Source organism: Acinetobacter sp. L-24, from assembly GCF_056857555.1.
Genome location: NZ_JBSXNI010000042.1, coordinates 1 through 18925 on the forward strand (window position 1 = coordinate 1; position 18925 = coordinate 18925).

The window sequence follows — 18925 nt, forward strand, 5'->3', positions numbered from 1 at the left end:
TGGGGACGTGGCGAAATTGGTAGACGCACTGGATTTAGGTTCCAGCGCCGCGAGGTGTGAGAGTTCGAGTCTCTCCGTCCCCACCAATCTATATTTGGGCAACTGGATATTGGGTGGAAGTAGAGGATTGGTGTAATGGTAGCATGACGGTCTCCAAAACCGTTCGTCAAGGTTCGAATCCTTGATCCTCTGCCAAAGTTTGAAAGAAATCCAACGTTAAGTTGGTACCCTGATGGGGACGTGGCGAAATTGGTAGACGCACTGGATTTAGGTTCCAGCGCCGCGAGGTGTGAGAGTTCGAGTCTCTCCGTCCCCACCATCATATTAAAGCAAGGCAGATGCCTTGCTTTTTTATTGCCTAAAATTTACTGAACAAAGAAAAGCCCATCGAAATGGGCTGAATAACTGGAGAATAGCGCTGTTAAATCAGTGGAAAGATTAATTTATTTTTCTGTTCTTAAAGAAGCAATCAGGCTTTTAAATGATCTTCAAATTCCTCGCCTAGTTGTAGTGCCAAGGCATTACCTGCCAGATCACAGGTCACCAGGCCATATTCTTTCTTGAAACTGAAACTGAAACCACGATCATCCGCCAGGGTGCGTACCGAATATCCCAATTTTTCTAACCATAGTCGAAATGCAATCAAATTTTTCGCTTTAACCACTTTTTTCACGAGATCACTCCTTCATCATTGTTAAATCTTAAATAAGGGTGAAAAATTATCTTTTAAAGGGCAAATGCCTTTATTTAAATTAATTTAAATGAATTTGCGTATATAGTGAACATCGGTTGATTAAGAAAAAATCAATTTAAACGTTAAGTAAATGATTTTTATCATATTGAATAGGTTGTAACTAAATATTAAGTTTTTATAAGCTATAAATTTGGATAATTAATTTTCTAATTCAATAGCTTATTAGCGAAACAGGTTATTTTCTAATTTTATCAACCGTATGAAATAGAAAATTTCAGATCTACAATGAGAAAATTAAAATCTAATCGATTTATTTATTAAAAGAAAACTGGCTGCTGGTTTTCTGACCTTAAGCTCGATTTGCATGCTTTATACTGTTCGAAATGTAATTCTCAAACTGAATACCCGCACCATGACTGAATTAACCATTGAAGACTATGTGAATCAGCAAATTGAATTAATGCAGCAGCAGGGACTTGATCCGGTTGCTGTGATGTTGGGACATGAAGACTGGTTGAGCTTTAGTATTCAGTCGAAAGTGGCCTATACGCCTTTCGGCAGTGCCCGTCGTTATCAGCCTGCTTTAGGTGGCTTGCTACTGGTACGTATTGATGAAATGCAGGCGGTGCGTGTCGTGACTCAAGGTGAACTGGATACTTATGCACAAAGTAACCAGATTCTTTAACATTGCTTCATGCGATACATACGTTGTCAGTTTTAGTGAATAGAATCCAAGAAACTAGTTACTGCTATCCTACATATCATCATTCGGGATCGACATGGCCAATGTCACTTTTAAAGTTGAACGACAGAACTAATGTCATGCTCTGAAAGCAGACATTTTATTTCTATTTTGGTTTACAGTTTAATTTTGAATAATGCCCATTATATTAAATGGGTGCAAATGAGAGAGGGTATCTAAATCTCACTTGTTAAAAATAGACAGTATAGACAGTGAATCGTTCATGAAGTACATGGTTAAATATCCCAATATTACAAGCCATATCAGGATAATAATTCCTGCTCCCCAACGGTTTATAGGCCTTTCAACTAAGGTTTCTGCAAGAATTCTACAATCATCTATAATGTTTTGTGGGGTAAGCTTGATAACTAATAAAATACCTAAAGGTACAACAATAATATCGTCTAAATACCCAAGTACGGGAATAAAATCTGGAATTAAATCAATTGGTGAGAAGGCATAGGCAGCAATAATTAAAGCTAAAAACTTTATAGAATTGGGCGTTCGCTTGTCTTTTGCAATAAGCCAAACAACCAAGATATCTTTTTTAATTGATTTAGCCCATTGTTTGATTCTTTGATACATAGCAAATATTAAAAGAACTATAGAGATTTAATCATAAGAGAGTTTTCTTAAAACAATATAGATTTTTATTATCCTATTACGATTTTCTAGAATTAACATAATACACGTTATCCGAAATTCTATTTTTTATTATATATAAATCATATCTTTATAGTTTTTTAAAAGCCCAATTCAAGTAAATTGGGCTTTTTAAATAATTTATTAGGTTCCATGTTGATTATTTAAGCAATATTCCGTGAATTTATTTAATTTTAATAAACATTATCCTATTTTTTGTGAGTCATTATTTCATATGTTAGAACTGAAATTGGTTCCTAAAAAATAGGGGACGTGGTTGATTATAAGAAAGGAAAAATGGCACAGAAAGACATTTTTTAGATGGAGGTTCAACTTACTCCGACTTGTGTAAAAGTTGTACGTGCCTTTCAATGACATTCTATGCATCGCAAATGAAAAAAAAGTGAGTCGGCTGAAGATTGATCTTCAGCTTTGAATCCCGTTTAAAACTGATCTTTGAGAGTTCTTAAGCGCTGGAATTCTTCCACGCTTTCTGCACGCAGAAAAGGATTAGTTTGCAATTCATCTTCAATACTGCTTGGTAGCGTGCACTGGCCTAGCATACGTAAACGCTCAATATGTTCGAAACGTTCCAGAATTTCAGGATTATCTGGTTCGACGTGTTTGGCAAACTGTGCATTCGACAAGGTGTATTCATGAGTGCAATACACCTGCGTGCGCGGCGGCAAGGCAGCCAGACGTGACAGTGAATGATACATCTGTGAATAAGTACCCTCAAAAACCCGGCCACAGCCCATGGCAAATAAAGTATCGCCGCAGAACAGCACATCAATTGCATCAATAAAATAAACAATATGGCCTAATGTATGTCCCGGCACAGCAATTACCTGGATATCTATCCCATGAAAATTAAACTGTTCTTCATGCTCAAGCGGATGGGTGATAAACGGAATTTTGCTCAGTTCTGCCCGTGGGCCATACACAGGCAGATTTTTTCCTTGGATTAACCCCGGCACACCACCAATATGGTCTTTATGCCAGTGCGTCAGCCAGATTTGACTTACAGTTAAACCGTGTTCGGCACAATAGTTTTGCACCAATTCTGCTTCAGTTGGGTCAATCACGGCCACCTGATGTGACACGGTATGTTCAAGCAACCAGATATAATTTTGCAGTGAATTCTGGACATCAATACAGTGAATTTTAAAAGGCATCATAGCGCATCAGACCAAATGAAGATTAAAGATAAAGTAGCATAATTTCGGATGCTCTGGGGCTTGTCGATATCATCTGATTATCCTCGATTATTTTCATTTATCCCAAATTTGAAAAATTTATGATGCTGGATCATCAATGCTCACCGCATTGCCAATGGTATAAAAATGCCCGCCGGCTACATGATGAATACTTTTCCATTCTTCATCCACCTCATGATAATGCCAGTGGCCGTCGCGGAAGACCCGATTATCGGCATATGCTGCAATCACCTTGCCTATAAACAGGTCATGCATTTGCTGGTTATGCGGCTCAGGAATCAGCTCGCAAAGTATCCAGGCCGCACAACCTTGTACTACAGGAATATCAGAACCAGAAAAATGAAATAGTTCTATTCCGGATTGTGCCAGTTTGTCCGGCACATCATGCAAGCTTTGCGTACCCAGACGATAGACCATATTCAGTTGTTTCAGTGTCGGAATTTGCAGCGCGAAATAACCTGAATTTTCAATAATATTTCGGGTTTTGGTACTTTTATCCAGAACCACAGTCACTTTGGCGGGGCTGAATTCCAGTGCGCATGCCCAGGCTGCTGCCATAACATCTGTATCCTGTTGATCTTGAGCAGACACCAGTACAGTAGGGCCATGGGTAATCAGACGATAAGCTTTTTCTAAAAGAACACTTTGAATATGGGAGTGTGTCATGCAGCACCATTTGCTCTATTTATTTAATAGGCTAGATTAATGAGATCATTAACATATTCAAGTTCATTCTTGCAAAAAAGCTTTTAAACTAGAGATCGTTATATTCAGGAATTCAAAAAATGAAAATGTACCAGGTCGATGCGTTTACCACGGAACTGTTTAAAGGCAATCCCGCAGCCGTGATTGTGCTGGATGAATGGCTCGAAGATGGTCTGATGCAAAATATCGCCTTGGAAAATAATCTGTCTGAAACGGCTTTTGTTAAAGTCATCGATAGCGATAATTATGCCATTCGATGGTTTACGCCAACCAAGGAAGTGGATTTTTGTGGTCATGCGACACTGGCCAGTAGCTTTGTATTATTCAATCAGTTTGATACAGGGAAAACGATTCATTTTCATGTGAAAGATTTTGGCATCTTTGTGGTCCGGCAGGATGCGGATGGCAAGATCAGAATGAACTTTCCAATCCGTCGTGCAGAGCCTGTTGTTGAATATCCTGAGGCCTTAAGACAGGCCTTAAATAAACCATTTAAACAGGTTTATCTGAACGCGCAGGGCTATATTATTGAATATGAATCGGTACAAGATGTGCTGGATGAAACCCCCGATTTTGAACTGCTTAAACAGTTGAATGGCAAGCGTACAGCAATTACTGCTCAAAATACCTTTCTAGATGTCGCAATCACCACACAAGATACGCAATATGACTGTATTTCACGTTATTTTGCACCGAGTAATGGAATCAATGAAGATCCGGTAACAGGTTCAATTCACACCGGAATTGCACCGCTGTGGGCCGAAAAACTGGGTAAAAATGAACTGGTCGCCTATCAGGCATCAGCACGTGGTGGTGTACTGTATTGTGCCTTGCAAGATCAGGACCGAATTGAAATTTCCGGTTACGGCAAGCTATATATGCAGGCTGAAATTTATCTTTAATTTTCATAATTACATAGATCTACATGTCGTCAGGTGAGGCGACATGTTATTTTGATGGTTCGGCTTGGAATAGATTATTCAGAAAAAGAATCATTCTCTAAGATGGGCGCGAATAAAAATTTATATTTATAATTTGGATGAAGAATGTTGCTACGTTATAAAAATTTAAGTCTGGCTATTATATTGTCTGGCTGTAGTGTACTAAGTTTTGCACAGCCTGTTTTGGTGAAAACGGAACAGAATATTGAAGAATACCGACTGGATAATGGACTGCGCATTATTCTAGCACCGAATGATAAAGAAAATAAGATTTTTATGAATACGGTCTATCTGACCGGTTCCCTGAACGATCCTCAAGGTAAGGGCGGGCTGGCCCATCTGCTGGAACATTTGGCCTTTAAAGGTACAGAAAATGTCAAAGGGGATGAGTTCCAGCGCCGACTGGATCAATACACCTTAATGACCAATGCCAGTACCGACTATTACTCGACCAAATATACCAATGTGATCCGTCCTGAAAAAACAGCATTAAGTGAAGTCATTTTTCTGGAAGCCGAACGCATGGACAAGCTGGTGCTTCAGGAAAAATATGTACCGACTGAAATTGATATTGTAAAACGCGAGCGTGAAATCCGGCTGGACCAGCCATTTTCGGTATTGATCGATCAGGTATTTAAATCGGCCTATGGTAATCAGTATTTAGGCCGTTTGCCCATTGGTGACCTGAATGAACTGCAATCCATTAATATGCAGGAATTAAACCGTTTTTACCGTAATTGGTATGCACCGAATAATGCCTTTATGGTCATTTCAGGCAAGTTTGACAAGGCCGAGGTGTTAAAACAGCTGGATACACATTTCAGTCCGATTCAGTCCAGAAGTGTACCAGTGCAAGTGAAAGTCCCAGCGCTTAAACCGGAACAGATTAAACAGCGTGAATTTACCGTGCGAAAAGGCAGTGATCTGGCCAAGTTTAATCTTTATTTAAATCAATCAGAAGAAAACATTAAAACGGCTTTGGCTGTTTCACCAACGTTATACACCTTGCAGCCGAGCGGACATCTGTATCAGAGTATGGTGGAAACTGGAAAGTCGACTGCTGTGCAAGCCAGCACCTGGCTTGATAAAGACTTTAATCTGGTGTTTATGGGGGCAATCTATGCACCGAATCATCAGGCACAGGCCATAGAACAGGGGCTGATTCAAGGCGTAGAGCAGAGTCAGCCATTTACCGAGGCAGAATTAAACCGGGCTAAAAATCTGACCCGGAATCAGGCCGACAATATTAAAAATAGTGCGACTGCTTTGGGTTCGCGTTTAAGTGATTATGCTGTGGCTTATTCGGGTGACTGGAGCCAGTATTTTAAAGATCTGAATGCGATTCAAAACTTGAATGTCAATCAGGTCAATCAGGTCTATAAGAATTTTTTAAAACCTGAATATCGTATTTCTGGCAATATTTTACCTACCCCGGAAGATCAGAAAAAAGCGCAGGAACTGGCACAAACAGAAGCACCGGCAAAAACTCTGGCTCAGCAGGCTGAAGCAGAAGAGCCACTGAAAGATGTCAGTGTTTATCAGGCTGAAGTGAATCAATATGTACAGGAATCCAAACAGTATCTGTATAGCAAAGATCAGCAGATTCAGCGTGGTAAGTTGAGAAATGGCATTAAATACGCGCTGTTTCCGACGAATACCCGTGATGACAAGGTCTATGCCACAATTTCACTGGATTTTGGTACCGCACAAAGCCTGATGAATAAAGGCGAGATTCTGGACCTGACGGCTTATTTAATGTTGCGCTCATCGAAAACCCAAAGCTTGCAGCAGATTGCCGATAAAATTATTGAAGTAGGTGGTTCGGCGACTGCCGGTGCATCCGGTAATGGCCTCACCTTGCAGATCAGCGCCAAAAAAGAAAAGTTTGGAGAGTTTTTCCAGTATGTTGTTGATGTGCTGAAAACGCCGGCATTTGAGCAAAGCCAGTTTGACTTGATCAAGGGGCAGACTTTATCCAGTCTGGATCGTCCTTATACTGAACCAGATACCGTGTCGAGCTTGACGATGGCGCGAACTCTCGAGATCTATCAGCCTGGCGATCTGCGTTTCCATTTCGAGCCTGAACTGGCCAAAAAACAGTATCAGAAAGCGACTCGCGAACAGGTTGTGGCACTGTATCAGCAGTTTTTAAAAACCCAACATGCGCAAATCGCGGTTACGGGCGAATTTAATCCGAAATCGATGCAAAAAACCCTGAAAAATAGTTTCTCAGACTGGAAAGCGGCACAGCCTTATGAGCGTCTGAAATCGGAATATCGAAGCTACCCAGCCCAGAAAATTCATGCGTTGTCCGAGCAGCGTGAATTCGGGAGTTATCAGGCATTCATGAGCATGCCGGTCGGCGCAGATCATGCCGATGTACCTGCATTACAGGTCTTTCGTTATATTCTGGGTGATTCACAGTTATCGTCACGACTGGCACAAGAGCTACGCGAGAAAAATGCACTAGTCTATGGTTTTAGTGCAGATGTGCAACTCGATGAATGGGCAGATGTGGGCGCCATGATGATTAGTGCCAATTATACGGCTGGAAAATCCGCACAGGTTTCTCAGGCAGTGCATAAGGTACTCAATGAACTGCTGACACGTGGCGTGACTGAACAGGAAGTCGAAGCGGCAAAAGCCAGTATCTTGAAACAGCGTTTAACTGCACTCGAAGATGATCGCCGTATTCACACTATGTTGATTCCACAGCTGGAAAAAGAGCGTAATCTGGTTTACCGGGAAAAACGTGATCAGGCGATTGCTCAACTGAGCAAAGCCGATATTGATACCATGATTAAAAAATACATCAAGCCGGATCAGCTGGTTGAAGTGATGGCTGATCAGTACGGTAAGCAAGTTAAAACATCGTAGTGTTGATAAAAAATCCCCTCAAGTGAGGGGATTTTTGATTTTAGTTTTATGCTCTAGGTTGCTCTATGGCTAAAAATAATCCCTCCGATTATGCCCACAAGGATAGATAGGGGCAGACTCCAAACAGATACAATAAGAAGAAAAATCAATATTCCACAGCCAATCAAAGCTGAAACGAAAGCAATATCTCGATCAAAAGAATGATGGATCACCATTTGATAATAATAAGACGTTATCCAGCTTGAAATAATAGTGAGTAAAATACATAGTCCTTTGCCTGAAGGCGTATTTAGACTGGAATCTGTTATCCAACTTAGCATGTCCTCATCTACTCAAAGTCGATAAAAACGTTTAGCATTTTCATAAAAAATCGACTTTAAGGCATTTTCATTGTAGTCCTGCACAATATCGCTAAAGGCATCAATAATGTTGGTGAGTGAGCTACTGACACTGTCCACTGGAAAGTTGGATGCAAACATCACGCGCCCAGAACCAAAACAGTCTAAAGTATGCTGGATCACGGGTGCGGCACGTTCCACTAATTCCTGTTTACTTGCCAGCCGTTTCTGCGTGTGAAAATCATGTCCCAAGACTGGCATAAACAGACCAGATATTTTGGTCGATACATTTTTGCATTCGGCCAGTTTTGCCAACTGATCTTTCCAGTCTGCAAATATCTGGGTGCGATCTTGTTCGGTCTTGCCTGTAGCTTTGCCCACTTTGCCAAATAAACCTGCGGGCGTACCCAGATGATCCAGCACAATAGGGGTGTTTGGAAAGGCTTTGGCCAGCGCAGTAACATCCGCAATCTGGGTAGAGTACACCCAGGCATCAAAGCTTAAATCTTGCCTGGCCAGTTCTTCAAAGCCCTTCAGTAAATCTGTGTTGCGATAGAGATGCGGTTCATCGGTCCAGGCATGAATCCCTTTATCTGGATGTACTGCAGCCATTTTACGGATGCCCCGAAACTTGGGAGAAGCTTCGCGATGCAATTGAATCAACTGTTTAAAATTTTTCTGCCGCGGATCCGCCGTAGCGACAATTCCACCCAATTGGATAGTGTGCTGATCAAAAGGAAGCCCAGCGATAAAACGGGTTTCATTTACCACACCCGTACCTTTATGGTCATGCCAGCTGGCTTCAACATGCACAATCTGCTCTATTTCATAATGTCCTGCATCTTTCTTGTAATTTGCAGGCAGATAAGGTGAGGTCAGGTGCTGGGTCAATCCAATCGTCTCAATCACATCTTTGGGTTTTAACAGCCGAACCATTTTATCCAGCAGCCTGGGATGTTTGCCAAACAGCTTTACCGCGAGCGCTGCCGCATGTGGGGTATTATACGGATCCCATTGGTGAATATGCGGGTCAATGATCGGGAAGGGAAGTTGCTGCATGCTATGCCTTGTTTTAGTTTATTTATTATTCAACTTATATAGTGCTTAAATCACTTTAAAGTCAATATGATAAATGACGGCAAATAAAAAAAGCCCCGTAGGGCTTTTCATTTTTAATCAATGATCGTGCTTGTGATCATGGTTATGCTTGTTGGCATGAAACTCTTCATTGTGACGGAAACGCAAATAGTTTTCGAACTGTTCACAGTATTCATCATAGTTATCTTCCAGCATCATTTGAAATTGCTGCAAGATATAAGACATGACCTGATCTTTGGCATCACGCATCTCGTTGCCATCTTTAAAATTATTTGCTGCCACCCAGGTATTGAAACGGGCAGTACCAAATAACATCGCTGCACTGACTTGACCGCGCTTATCGCTTGGTTTTTCCTGTGAGCCTTTTTCTACGCGACAAAACTCGTTGGCTTGTTGAATAAATTCATCAGCACGTTCAAAGAATGCCGCATTTAACGCTTCTTCTTCGGTTACATCGGTTGCTTCAATCTTTTGAACCATGAATTTGTTCCTAACACTAAAATCTCAATCGTTAATTATAGGCAAAGCCTTGCAGAAACTAAACCTTTGCCTTAATCTAAAAAATAGCCTAAGCATATAAAAGTGAATGCCATGCAGGATGCGATTGCAGTACAAAGCCTAAAAAGTGATATTGCCTTATTGCGCCAGAATATTTGGCCACCAGCAAATCTAGCCAATGTTGAAGGCTTGCCGATTTATTATGGCAGCCAGTCACAGGTAGATGAATACTATAGCCAGTGGCTCGGGCTGAATGAAAGGGCACAGGATCTGTTTCAGCCTTTTATGGAAGATGAAATCTTGGATGCGATCCATCTGCCGAGTCATTTAAACTTGCCGCTGTTTTATTTTCATGTTGACCGGATTCGCATTAATAAAACCCGCGCCAAGGAATCCAAAACTTTTCGTGGGGTCGCCAGCCTGATCGAAAAATGCGGCCAGTTCGAACCCGAGCAGATTGCAGCCATGCGGCAGTGGCTTGATAGTGACGATACTGCAGCTTTGGTGGCACACCGTGAATTTGTGGATTTACGCACTTATGTGTTTCAGCATGGCCAGAGCGAATATACGCGCACCCGTTTTTATGTGAATGGGATTGTGCTGAGTGTTGAGCCACATTTTGAACTGGTCGATGCACGCGATAAGCCACGCAAGCAACGCAGCGACAGTTATAACGATCCTCTGGCAGACAATAATATCTGGAAAGTATTCGGCAAATATCGCTAGCACAGTTTGACCAAGCCCGGTCTTACCAGAAGGGCTTGGTATTTTCTGCAAACTGCTGTAAACGCTCTGCTGCTTCGTTCGAAAAACGCTGCTGTTCCGCACTTATCCAGCCTAGCACAAACCAGGCCTTGGCCTGTTGTTTGACATAAGGTCTAAATAATTCGTCTGCAACAAATAGGTCGTTATAATGCCCGAGACTTTCCTGCAAGGGTTTTAAGGCTTTTAGATAGGCTTTAACCTCTTTTTCAGGAAACAGGCTTTGCAAGAATTCTACGTTATAGCGTAAGCGTTTGACCCGTTTGCGTGTCCGATGCCGGGATTCAATATCCAGTTCTTGATAGTTCTCGGCATCCTGACAGATTTGCTGGTGCAGCTTGCTCAGGCCTTTACACAAAATCTTATGTGAAGACTTGGCTTTGTTATCCGTTTTTTCTTGGCTAAAGCTGAACAGTTGCAGCATTAGTTCTACGGTAGCAGGACTTCTGAACAGCACACTGATATCTGGCTGTTTTTGTCGGTGTGGGGGTAATTTCAGTAAGGGGGAACCTGCTTTTTCCAGTTGTGGAATCAGGCTTTCTGCCAGGGCATCGCGATCTCGGGTAGAACCCAGTTGCTGAAAAATATCCCGCAGCTGTTCCGGCCATTCTGGCTGTACATGTTCAGTCACGGACTGGAAAATTTTAAAAGCACTGCGCAAACGCCGAATCGCAACACGTGCCTGATGCACATGATCACTATTATAATTTTCGGCAGCAATCGCCGTCGCATTTGGGAAAAGATGAGCCAGACAGTTGGCGACAATTTTTTGTAAAATCGTACTGATCTGATCTTTCTGTTCAAGCACTAAGGGAAGCTGATGCTGAACTGGCAGACTCTCTTCATCATGTAATAAGGCATAACCGCGTTCCGATTTGCTCCGTGTATCCAGCCACAAAGCATAACGCTGAACCCAGGGCTGAATGAAATCAATCAATTCACTCAGCTGGCCGGATTTAAGCTCAAATTCGACTTCATAAATATCGATGGCTTGATCATTGTGTCGAATTTCTCCGACATCAAAGGCAATTTCAATCTGGCTGTCCAGATGACTTTCTGTGAGGACATACCGTACGACATCTGTTTCAAATTGCAGGATGAGTGGTGTCTCCAGATCACCGAGCGCCTGTTTCAGGATTTTTTTGGCCGGTTTATGTTTGCGATATAACTGAAAATCACAATGTTCCGGAGGACTTTTTAATTCATGCTCAAGTTCAAAACGTTCAAATTGTTGTTCAGTCGCTGCTTTCAGGGTTTGAATCCATTGCTGGTCTTCCAGACGTTGCCGCAGGGCAATCTGATGTTGTTGTAATTGTTGCGCTTCAGTATCAAAGTAGCGTGCACACAGACGATGCCGAGTCGGCTGAAGTTTCTGAATGTCCTGTTCAAATTGCACACGAGACTGTGGCGGAATCTGGAATTTGAGTTCTATTTCTGCCATCGGGTCATTCCTCCGCGATGTGGGTTTTATAGATTAATATAGCCCAAAGATCGGCAGGGGTGTGATGTGCTTCTGCAACAAAAAAGCACGCCAGAGAAGGCGTGCTTTGAGTTTTTCTTGTGATATTTATTTCAATATGTTTATTTCAGGAATTTACGACTGACCAAGAACTGTTCGGTCGCTTCAAGCAGTTTCTGCGCATAGACTTCCTGCTTGGCGGTCAGCCAGCCCAGCACAAACCAGTCACTTGCTTCCAGCTCGGTCTGCTGAATATAAACTGCAGAAGAGGCCAAAGTTTGATATTCACTGGCTGCCAGTTGAGCATCGTTCAGCGCTTTGCTGTATTTCTGCAAATTTTTGACATCATAGATCGTGGTTAAAATCGGAAAGCTGAATTTGAGCTCCTGAATCCGGCCCGACAATTGATCCAGACTTTCAAAATCAGTGATATCGGTCTGGTTCATTTGTTCCTGCAAAGCTTTATATTGCTGTTGCAAGGTAGTTTGAGCAGCAGTTTTCAAGTCCAGCGAGGCATGCTCATTTTCATTCAAACTGAACATCAGTAATTCCAGATAATGATGCACATTCTGGGTAGATTTGACCAGATTACCGAGTTTCTCCTGCGCATACAGAATATCTTTGCTCAGGTTTTCTGCCGTGGTGGGATTTTGCAGGAAGCCGGCCAAGCTGTTTTGCATATGCTGTAAATGTTGCAAATGTTCAAATTGCTGCTTAAAGGCCGCCAGTTGATGTGCCCATTTGTCCGAAAGCTGTGGATGCCAGTCTTTGAAGAGCAGCAAGGTCAGATATAAGTGATCCAGTGCCAGTCGTGCCTGATCAATATGTTCCTGCTCTGCAACCTGAGCTGCAATCGCCGCGATATTCGGCAATAAATGCTGCATCTGCTGTGCAATCAGACTGTACATGGTTTTACTGGCGCTGTCTTTTTTGCTGATCTGAAATTCTTTGCTAAGGGTCGCAGGACTGACGCGCTGTGAAGTGGCCAATAGATTGCCTATTTCAGCCTTGCCGCGTACATCGAGCCAGAGCTGGTATTTCTTGACCCATTCAAAACTAAACGCCAGTAGATGTTGAATTGAACCATTTTTAAGCTCGAACTCGACTTCATGTACTTCTTGCTCGGCATCATGTGTGCGGATATGCCCAATATCCAGGCTGACTTCGATCTGGGTATCTTCATAGTCAATCACTCTTAACGTACGGGCAATATCGGTTTCAAACTGGAGTTGGAGCTGGTCGAACTGATTGCCGAGCGCATTGCTGAGAATTGCCCCGGCTTCTGGAAATTTTTTATAAATATCTAAATCCAGTTCAGGAGATGCGGTTAATTTCCCTAGATCATGATTATGTTCAAAGCGTTCGATATGGCTTTTTCCGGCCGCTTTTAGCGTTTGCACCCAACGTGTACCTTCCAGACGCTGACGCAGTGCCACCCCATGCCGGGCCAGTTGGCGGTCGGTAGTATCATAATATTTGGCTTGAAGCTGGATCTGTTGAGACTTTTTCGGATCAAGTGCCTTGAGCAGCGCAGTGCGTCGTGCCACAGGAATTTGGAACTTGAGTTCAACTTCAACCATGATGATCATCCTATCTGTTCAGTGCAATTAAGTACTGAATCTTCACTTGAATAAGGTTTTAAAATGAGGCGGACAGCAGCCGCAATTATATTTTTAGATTTGTGCGCAGCAGATTGTAACCAAAATAAAAATGCATGTAAGACTTGACTGAGCATAAAAAGCTTAAACAGAAGTTTGAAACTTAGATTTCATCGGTTCATTTTAGGCTAAAACGATCGGATTCAGGCCTTCACGGGGATGTGCAAGATGCATTGAAGCGCGCATCAAAAGGCTGTTATTTGGCTAAAATATACGCTAAGGTAAAACAAAAAACGTCAGGATGATGACAGATGAATGTACAAGTACAACCAGAAAGTAAGAATGAGGTGATGGTTCAGCCCCAGATGCCGATTAAGAACTATCATGAATTTTATCGCTTCTATTTGACTGAGCATCGGCATATTATTAGCCGCCGTCTGCACGTGGCCGGCAGTAGCATCGGTTTATACTGTTTTGCCAAAGCCATTCGTCAAGGCAAGCCGCGATATTTTGCATATGGTTTACTCTCGGGCTATGCCTGTGCCTGGGTCGGTCATTTTATCTTTGAGCGCAATAAACCAGCCAGCTTCAAACAGCCTGTATATAGCTTTATCTCGGACTGGCGCATGTTTGCCGATGTCCTGCGTGGTAATATCAGTCTGATCGACCTTAAATACGATAAAATTTCCCGTTAAGCCAGAATGACTTTTATCGGAATGTGCCCACTTAAAGCATGAAATTTCGATAAAAGCCTTGCAAGTCTAGAATTATTATTCTAATAATTATGGTATTGCAGATTAGGTTTTTTGATCAACCATTATATTTTAATTAATACATCAGTTTTCCAAGCCTGGAGCGACCTTCTCCGGGCTTTTTTTATGCCTGTTTGCTACCAATAAATGTTCAAGATTTTGCTCATGCTATTGTGTAAATATTCATAGAAGAATTCATGTGGATTTGTGCTGAAAGTAAAAGATCCTTTCTGGCTTTGAAACGTTTTCCCACAAACGAATGACTCAAAACCAGAAAGGATCGGGTATTACAAACACAGGTATTTATTTTTCTGTTTATTTTCTGTGTCTAAGGCTATTTAAGACGCTTCGCGCCGATTGGGCTATCCCTGAAAATGGGTATTTTTAATATTAATTAATTTGAGTACGCTTGAGCCAGGCGAAAAAAAGACAAAAAAATCGCTCTTAGAATTTTGCAACTTCTCCACCAAGTTATCTGCAAAATCCTAAAAGCGTTTGTCGGAGGGCGTAAGCATTAACACGTTATAATTATTGTTATAAGGCGATTAAAACGCAGATTTGAAAGTCCGTATATCCCTGAAAATGGTGATATTTGAGATTTAATTGACAAATTGCGCTAAAAAACTGCAAATCTGTTGCTGCCCAGTCTTAGAAACAGCAAGATGGCGGCAATTAAACCGAGTTATGCCTATAATAGAGCCATCCTAGCAAGTGGCGAGCAAGATGCGCGGTTTATATTTAATTACCAATGATGATCCATTAGAGCTTTTATTAGCGAAGTTGGAAGGTGCAATGGCCAATGGTGGTGTTGCGGTCTTGCAATATCGCCGTAAAAAAGTGGCGAAAGAAGATCAAATTTACGAAATCGAGTACATGAAAGCCATGTGTGCTGAATATGGCGTACCTTTCGTGATTAACGATGATCTGGAAATGGCGGTTAAATACGGCGTGGGTGTGCATTTAGGCCAGGATGATGGTTCGATTGTCGACGCTGTTGCGCGTTTGCCTAAAGGCGTGTTGATTGGCCGTAGCTGTAATAACTCACTTGAGCTGGCTAAACAGGCCATTGCCGATGGTGCGAATTATGTGGCATTTGGAGCAATTTATGCGACTGATAGTAAACCTGAAGCGGGTAATATTGGTCTTGAAACCTTAAAACTGGCCAAAGAAAAATTGAACGTGCCTCTCTGTGCCATTGGTGGTTTAACGGTTGAAAATTCAAAGGATGTCATTGAGTCAGGTGCGGATTATTGCGCGGTGATTAGTGATATATTGGGACTTCCTATGAATGCCATTCCTGAACGTTTAGATGAATGGTCTGCGCTTTTTCAAGCTACAGCATAAAATTTTTTGATTGATTTAATTTTGAGTCGAGTGCCTTCATGAGCTTATCTCCAAAGCAAGAACAATTGTTCAAACAAGCCAATAAACATATCCCGGGTGGCGTCAATTCACCTGTACGCGCATTTAATAGTGTCGGTGGGACGCCGGTCTTTATCGAAAAAGCCCAAGGTGCGTATCTGTATGATGTCGATGGCAAACGTTATGTGGACTATGTAGGTTCATGGGGGCCGATGATTTTGGGTCATGCGCATCCAGCGATTATTAAAGCGGTTCAGGATGCCGCAGTAGACGGTTTGAGCTTTGGTGCGCCCACAGTTCATGAAACCACACTGGCAGACATTATCTGCGAGATCATGCCATCGATTGAGCTGGTTCGTATGACCAACTCAGGTACAGAAGCGACCATGACCGCGATTCGTTTAGCGCGTGGTTATACTGGCCGTGACAAGATTGTAAAATTTGAAGGCTGTTATCACGGTCATTCGGATTCATTATTGGTAAAAGCCGGTTCAGGTTTATTGACCAGTGGTGAAGGGGAAGCGACGTCGGCAGGCGTGCCAGCGGATTTTGCAAAACATACGCTGACACTTCCATATAACGACATCGCGACTTTAAAAGAATGCTTTGCCAAATTCGGTTCAGAAATTGCCGGCGTGATTGTTGAGCCAGTCGCAGGCAACATGAACCTTGTGAAACCGATTGATGGTTTCCTGCAAGCGATTCGTGATGTCTGTGATGAGCATGGTTCAGTGTTTATCATTGATGAAGTAATGACCGGTTTCCGTGTCGGTCTTGGCGGTGCGCAAGCACATTATGGCGTTACTCCGGATTTAACCACTTTAGGTAAAATCATCGGTGCAGGCTTACCAGTGGGTGCTTTCGGTGGTAAACGTGAAGTGATGGAATGCATCGCGCCATTGGGTAAAGTGTATCAAGCAGGTACGCTATCAGGTAACCCATTGGCAATGCGTGCCGGTATCGAGATGTTCAAACATCTCCGTGCTGAAGGTTTCTATGAGAAATTGTCTGCACAACTTGAGAAACTGCTGGTTGGCTTACAAGCTGCTGCGGATGAAGCAGGCATTCCATTCAAGACACAACAGGTCGGTGGCATGTTTGGTCTGTACTTTACCGATCAGGAAGACATCACGAGCTTCGATTCGATGTTGAAGTGTGATGTCGATGCTTTCCGTAAATTCTTCCATGGCATGTTAAATCGTGGCGTGAACCTTGCGCCATCTGCTTTTGAAGCAGGATTTATTTCAGCTGCGCATTCTGATGAAGATATTGCTTTCACTATTCAGGCTGCAAAAGAAACTTTTGCTGAGATGAAAGCGTAATTTATACCTCTCCCAAACCCTCTCCTTAAAGGAGAGGGCTTTCATCTATCGAATAGAAATGAAAATTTAAAGACTTCTTACTGTATTCTTGCGCCATATAGGGCTCAGGCTTAGGGAAAATTACATTTAAAATTAGGGATATTTATTCATGCAAACCAAACATTATTTGACTTTAAGTGATGCTGAATTTTTATTAGATCAAGCCCATCAATATGCCATTCAGAACAGTTTTAATGTCAGTATTGCTGTAGTAGATGAAACAGGTAATTTGCTTACGATGAAGCGTATGGATGGTGCAGCCCCAATGACTGCAAATCTGGCCGTCGAAAAAGCCAAATGTTCTGCCATGAGTCGCCATCCATCTAAACTGTTTGAAGATATTATCAAAGGCGGACAGATGGGTTTTTTGACCATGGAAAGTTTCTCAGGAATGCTGGAAGGTGGTGAGCCGATTATGTATGAAGGGCAGCTCGTCGGTGCGATGGGTGTGTCGGGTGTGAAGTCGTTTGAAGATGCGGAGATTGCACAGGTAGCGATTGAGAAGTTTTTGGCGCAGCAAAGCTAATCTAAAATAGAAATTGATCAGCTCAATTTAATAAAATCATCCAAAGATGTTCCAAAATGAAGCGTGGAATGTGAAATGTCAGCTAAAAAGCCCAATCGCTAATGATTGGGCTTTTTACACCAATATAAGAGTTTGTTTTAAAATGAAATTTACAGAGGATTTCATATAACATGTATTATATTAATTTTAGGAAAACTTAATTTTCAAATGCGACAGAAGCAGTCATCGCTCGTAGACACTCGCTCAATTCTTATCTATAACTATAAAAAAAATGATTTTGAAGGAATTTTTATGAACGTAGCTTTAGTAAATTTACAAATGGTATGTGTTCATGTTGTGAACAGCTACTCTAAATCTGAGACAGGTTTCGGCTCTTACAAAATTCCAGATATTAGGTGCTCAAAACCCTTAATTTATAATGTTAAAAAAAACGATCAATTGGTTTTTTTACAGAGAATGTTAGATTTAAAAATTGATAATAAAGAGATCAATTTATCGCTTCCTAATGAGATCGGACTATCATTGAATATATTTACTAAAGCTAGAGATGAAGCTGAAAATCTACTAGAAAAACTTAAAAAAGATATGGAAAAGAATAAAGATTTTTATAGTGAAAATGTCTCGTTATTTTATGACTATATTGAACAAATACAAATAGCATCTGTTTTTTCTTATAAAGCAGTTGAAGCATTTTGCAACGCCACAATCCCTAATGACTTCGTTTATAAAAAAACAAACTCAAAAGGTATTCAAGAAGTCTATGAAATTTCTCAAATTGAAAAATGGATACCAACTTCAGAAAAACTCACTGAAATTATTCCAAATATTTTGAACTGTGAATCACCTAAGCAAATCAAGTATTGGTCAATGTTTAAAGAATTAGAAACCCTTAGAAATGAAATTATTCATTCAAAAAAGAAAAATAGCATTGAAAATACAAAAAAAATGTTATCAAATAACGTATTAGATATTCTTAATTCAAGCATTTATATTCTTAACCACTTTATTCAAAACGATATATCGAATGAGGTTTTTCCATTAGGTTTTTTAGATAAGAAGTGGCGAATTTATGAAATTGATGACCCGAAGAAAATTTTTGAGTGGACTCATTGGGCAGAGTGATTTTTAGTGCCTCAGATACTCCTCTTTTGCTTATTTTAGTTTTAGCATTTAGTCCTTATTTGGCTAAATCACCCTATTTTTAGGATAGTCGCGTTAATCAACTCTAGGCATATTTAATATAATGGCGATTATACGAAATTAGAACAATAATCATCTGTGAAATCAAAGTGTTTTTCAAATAATGCTAAACTAAAATAGCATGAATCATCATGCTATTTTGTATTTATAAGA

The 18925-nt window shown here is 41.3% G+C and carries 17 protein-coding genes and 3 tRNA genes; 12 read left to right on the forward strand and 8 right to left on the reverse strand.

All coding sequences use genetic code 11. The features are described from left to right. The first annotated feature begins 1 nt into the window (after position 1). The 3 genes from AC13CK_RS08535 (at position 2) to AC13CK_RS08545 (ending at position 319) form a co-directional block, all read left to right on the forward strand. Positions 2-86 (forward strand) — tRNA-Leu (locus AC13CK_RS08535). A 35-nt stretch (positions 87-121) separates the two neighbouring features. Then, positions 122-195, forward strand: a tRNA-Trp gene (locus AC13CK_RS08540). Between the two features lie 39 nt (positions 196-234). Continuing rightward, positions 235-319 (forward strand) — tRNA-Leu (locus tag AC13CK_RS08545). Between the two features lie 150 nt (positions 320-469). Here AC13CK_RS08545 and AC13CK_RS08550 read toward each other — a convergent pair. Next, a complete protein-coding gene (locus AC13CK_RS08550) occupies positions 470-673 on the reverse strand; it encodes a hypothetical protein (protein WP_004280022.1) in 204 nt (67 codons plus the stop codon). A gap of 433 nt (positions 674-1106) precedes the next feature. Between AC13CK_RS08550 and AC13CK_RS08555 the strand changes: the two genes are divergently transcribed. Further along, positions 1107-1379, forward strand: coding sequence for a hypothetical protein (locus AC13CK_RS08555; RefSeq protein ID WP_005107282.1), 273 nt, complete (start codon positions 1107-1109; stop codon positions 1377-1379). Positions 1380-1619: 240 nt separating this feature from the next. On the opposite strand, the gene AC13CK_RS08560 is transcribed toward AC13CK_RS08555, so the two are convergent. From AC13CK_RS08560 to AC13CK_RS08570, 3 genes are all read right to left on the reverse strand, one after another. Next, positions 1620-2021 (reverse strand): YkvA family protein, encoded by a 402-nt coding sequence (locus tag AC13CK_RS08560; protein ID WP_425878066.1) that lies wholly within the window; start codon positions 2019-2021, stop codon positions 1620-1622. 500 nt (positions 2022-2521) lie between these two features. Continuing rightward, positions 2522-3256, reverse strand: coding sequence for a hydroxyacylglutathione hydrolase (gene gloB, locus AC13CK_RS08565; protein ID WP_253147464.1), 735 nt, complete (start codon positions 3254-3256; stop codon positions 2522-2524). Positions 3257-3373: 117 nt separating this feature from the next. Beyond that, complete coding sequence (locus AC13CK_RS08570; RefSeq protein WP_253147463.1) at positions 3374-3961, reverse strand: flavin reductase family protein; 588 nt, start codon at positions 3959-3961, stop codon at positions 3374-3376. Positions 3962-4080: 119 nt separating this feature from the next. Between AC13CK_RS08570 and AC13CK_RS08575 the strand changes: the two genes are divergently transcribed. Both AC13CK_RS08575 and AC13CK_RS08580 read left to right on the forward strand, forming a co-directional pair. Beyond that, positions 4081-4902, forward strand: coding sequence for a PhzF family phenazine biosynthesis protein (locus AC13CK_RS08575; protein WP_253147462.1), 822 nt, complete (start codon positions 4081-4083; stop codon positions 4900-4902). Between the two features lie 144 nt (positions 4903-5046). Continuing rightward, positions 5047-7818 (forward strand): M16 family metallopeptidase, encoded by a 2772-nt coding sequence (locus tag AC13CK_RS08580; protein ID WP_482831092.1) that lies wholly within the window; start codon positions 5047-5049, stop codon positions 7816-7818. Positions 7819-8150: 332 nt separating this feature from the next. On the opposite strand, the gene AC13CK_RS08585 is transcribed toward AC13CK_RS08580, so the two are convergent. Both AC13CK_RS08585 and AC13CK_RS08590 read right to left on the reverse strand, forming a co-directional pair. Continuing rightward, complete coding sequence (locus AC13CK_RS08585; RefSeq protein ID WP_482831093.1) at positions 8151-9215, reverse strand: amidohydrolase family protein; 1065 nt, start codon at positions 9213-9215, stop codon at positions 8151-8153. Positions 9216-9332: 117 nt separating this feature from the next. Further along, a complete protein-coding gene (locus AC13CK_RS08590) occupies positions 9333-9734 on the reverse strand; it encodes a DUF3144 domain-containing protein (RefSeq protein ID WP_004280011.1) in 402 nt (133 codons plus the stop codon). 111 nt (positions 9735-9845) lie between these two features. On the opposite strand from AC13CK_RS08590, the gene AC13CK_RS08595 reads away from it, so the two are divergent. Then, entirely contained in the window at positions 9846-10478 is a 633-nt protein-coding gene (locus AC13CK_RS08595) for a hypothetical protein (RefSeq protein WP_482831160.1), read from the forward strand. A 22-nt stretch (positions 10479-10500) separates the two neighbouring features. On the opposite strand, the gene AC13CK_RS08600 is transcribed toward AC13CK_RS08595, so the two are convergent. Continuing rightward, on the reverse strand, positions 10501-11955 hold the full coding sequence (locus AC13CK_RS08600; protein ID WP_044109642.1) for a CYTH and CHAD domain-containing protein: 1455 nt from the start codon (positions 11953-11955) through the stop codon (positions 10501-10503). A gap of 140 nt (positions 11956-12095) precedes the next feature. After that, positions 12096-13553: a CYTH domain-containing protein gene (locus AC13CK_RS08605; RefSeq protein WP_425878077.1), complete on the reverse strand. Its 1458-nt coding sequence runs from the start codon at positions 13551-13553 to the stop codon at positions 12096-12098. 329 nt (positions 13554-13882) lie between these two features. Between AC13CK_RS08605 and AC13CK_RS08610 the strand changes: the two genes are divergently transcribed. The 5 genes from AC13CK_RS08610 to AC13CK_RS08630 all read left to right on the forward strand — a co-directional run bounded on the left by AC13CK_RS08610 (position 13883) and on the right by AC13CK_RS08630 (position 18694). Beyond that, positions 13883-14266: an Mpo1-like protein gene (locus AC13CK_RS08610; RefSeq protein WP_044109647.1), complete on the forward strand. Its 384-nt coding sequence runs from the start codon at positions 13883-13885 to the stop codon at positions 14264-14266. 780 nt (positions 14267-15046) lie between these two features. Further along, positions 15047-15667: a thiamine phosphate synthase gene (thiE, locus tag AC13CK_RS08615; RefSeq protein WP_005107266.1), complete on the forward strand. Its 621-nt coding sequence runs from the start codon at positions 15047-15049 to the stop codon at positions 15665-15667. 38 nt (positions 15668-15705) lie between these two features. Continuing rightward, positions 15706-17007, forward strand: coding sequence for a glutamate-1-semialdehyde 2,1-aminomutase (gene hemL / locus AC13CK_RS08620; RefSeq protein WP_253158961.1), 1302 nt, complete (start codon positions 15706-15708; stop codon positions 17005-17007). Positions 17008-17155: 148 nt separating this feature from the next. Beyond that, complete coding sequence (locus AC13CK_RS08625) at positions 17156-17572, forward strand: GlcG/HbpS family heme-binding protein (protein WP_425878080.1); 417 nt, start codon at positions 17156-17158, stop codon at positions 17570-17572. Between the two features lie 291 nt (positions 17573-17863). After that, positions 17864-18694, forward strand: a complete 831-nt coding sequence (locus AC13CK_RS08630) for a hypothetical protein (protein WP_253158959.1) — start codon at positions 17864-17866, stop codon at positions 18692-18694. The last annotated feature ends 231 nt before the right edge of the window (positions 18695-18925 follow it).

Excerpts from the sequence above, each read along its gene's own strand:
- AC13CK_RS08585 (WP_482831093.1), bottom strand. The coding sequence starts at position 9,215 with ATGCAGCAACTTCCCTTCCCGATCATTGACCCGCATATTCACCAATGG.
- hemL (WP_253158961.1), top strand. The coding sequence starts at position 15,706 with ATGAGCTTATCTCCAAAGCAAGAACAATTGTTCAAACAAGCCAATAAA.
- AC13CK_RS08575 (WP_253147462.1), top strand. The coding sequence starts at position 4,081 with ATGAAAATGTACCAGGTCGATGCGTTTACCACGGAACTGTTTAAAGGC.
- AC13CK_RS08630 (WP_253158959.1), top strand. The coding sequence starts at position 17,864 with ATGAACGTAGCTTTAGTAAATTTACAAATGGTATGTGTTCATGTTGTG.
- AC13CK_RS08625 (WP_425878080.1), top strand. The coding sequence starts at position 17,156 with ATGCAAACCAAACATTATTTGACTTTAAGTGATGCTGAATTTTTATTA.
- AC13CK_RS08590 (WP_004280011.1), bottom strand. The coding sequence starts at position 9,734 with ATGGTTCAAAAGATTGAAGCAACCGATGTAACCGAAGAAGAAGCGTTA.
- AC13CK_RS08595 (WP_482831160.1), top strand. The coding sequence starts at position 9,846 with ATGCAGGATGCGATTGCAGTACAAAGCCTAAAAAGTGATATTGCCTTA.
- AC13CK_RS08600 (WP_044109642.1), bottom strand. The coding sequence starts at position 11,955 with ATGGCAGAAATAGAACTCAAATTCCAGATTCCGCCACAGTCTCGTGTG.
- AC13CK_RS08580 (WP_482831092.1), top strand. The coding sequence starts at position 5,047 with ATGTTGCTACGTTATAAAAATTTAAGTCTGGCTATTATATTGTCTGGC.
- thiE (WP_005107266.1), top strand. The coding sequence starts at position 15,047 with ATGCGCGGTTTATATTTAATTACCAATGATGATCCATTAGAGCTTTTA.
- AC13CK_RS08610 (WP_044109647.1), top strand. The coding sequence starts at position 13,883 with ATGAATGTACAAGTACAACCAGAAAGTAAGAATGAGGTGATGGTTCAG.
- AC13CK_RS08555 (WP_005107282.1), top strand. The coding sequence starts at position 1,107 with ATGACTGAATTAACCATTGAAGACTATGTGAATCAGCAAATTGAATTA.
- AC13CK_RS08605 (WP_425878077.1), bottom strand. The coding sequence starts at position 13,553 with ATGGTTGAAGTTGAACTCAAGTTCCAAATTCCTGTGGCACGACGCACT.
- AC13CK_RS08560 (WP_425878066.1), bottom strand. The coding sequence starts at position 2,021 with ATGTATCAAAGAATCAAACAATGGGCTAAATCAATTAAAAAAGATATC.
- AC13CK_RS08570 (WP_253147463.1), bottom strand. The coding sequence starts at position 3,961 with ATGACACACTCCCATATTCAAAGTGTTCTTTTAGAAAAAGCTTATCGT.
- gloB (WP_253147464.1), bottom strand. The coding sequence starts at position 3,256 with ATGATGCCTTTTAAAATTCACTGTATTGATGTCCAGAATTCACTGCAA.